Origin of the sequence: Azoarcus indigens (assembly GCF_004361735.1) — a bacterium.
GTDB lineage: Bacteria > Pseudomonadota > Gammaproteobacteria > Burkholderiales > Rhodocyclaceae > Azoarcus > Azoarcus indigens.
This window is the reverse complement of sequence record NZ_SNVV01000073.1, coordinates 1-1,119: the sequence shown is the minus strand read 5'-3', so window position 1 is coordinate 1,119 and position 1,119 is coordinate 1. Positions and strand designations below refer to the sequence as shown.

Below are 1,119 nucleotides of genomic sequence, written 5' to 3'. Positions count from 1 at the left end.
CCCTGCCCCACGCCGATGCACATGGTGCACAGCGCATAGCGGCCGCCGGTCGCCTCCAGCTGGCGCATCGCGGTGAGCACCAGGCGGGCGCCGGAGGCCCCCAGCGGATGGCCCAGCGAGATGGCGCCGCCGTTGGCATTGACCCGGGCGTCGTCGTCGGCGAGGCCCAGCTGGCGCGTCACCGCCAGGCCTTGGGCGGCGAAGGCTTCGTTGAGTTCGATGACGTCGATCTGGTCCAGCTTCAGCCCCAGCCGCTGCAGCAGCTTCTGCGAGGCCGGCGCCGGGCCGATGCCCATGATGCGCGGCGGCACGCCGGCGGTGGCCATGCCGAGCACGCGGGCGCGCGGCGTGAGGCCGTGGCGCTTCGCTTCGGCTTCGCCGGCCAGCAGCAGGGCGACCGCGCCGTCGTTCACGCCGGAGGCGTTGCCGGCGGTGACGCTGCCGTCCGGGCGGACGACGCCCTTCAACTTGGCCAGCGCTTCCAGCGTGGTGGCGCGCGGGTGTTCGTCGCGGGCGACGATGAGGGCATCGCCCTTCTTCTGCGGGATGTGCACCGGCACCAGCTCGCCGTCGAAGAAGCCGCGTTCGGCCGCCGCGGCGTAGCGCTGCTGGCTGCGCAGGGCAAAGGCGTCCTGGTCGGCGCGGCTGACCTTGAACTCCTCGGCGACGTTCTCGGCGGTTTCCGGCATGGAGTCGATGCCGTACTGGGCCTTCATCAGCGGATTGACGAAGCGCCAGCCGATGGTGGTGTCTTCGATCCTGGCGCTGCGGGAGAAGGCGGAGTCGGCCTTGCCGAGCACGAAGGGGGCGCGGCTCATGCTTTCCACGCCGCCGGCGATCATCAGCCCGGCTTCGCCGGCGCGGATGGCGCGGGCGGCGGTGCCCACCGCGTCCATGCCGGAACCGCACAGGCGGTTCAGGGTGGCGCCGGGGACTTCGACCGGCAGGCCGGCGAGCAGCCCCGCCATGCGGGCGACGTTGCGGTTGTCTTCGCCGGCCTGGTTGGCGCAGCCGTAGTAGATGTCGTCCAGGGCGGACCAGTCCAGGCCGGCGTTGCGTTCCATCAGCGCCTTGATCGGGAGGGCGGCGAGGTCGTCGGCGCGCACGCCGGAGAGGGCG

At 72.6% G+C, this 1,119-nt stretch carries 1 protein-coding gene; it reads right to left on the bottom strand.

Going from position 1 to position 1,119, the window contains the following annotated elements; translation table 11 throughout:
* Window positions 1-1,119 (bottom strand): 3-oxoadipyl-CoA thiolase (gene pcaF, locus C7389_RS24740; RefSeq protein ID WP_133595320.1); only part of this gene is annotated, 1,119 nt, incomplete at both ends.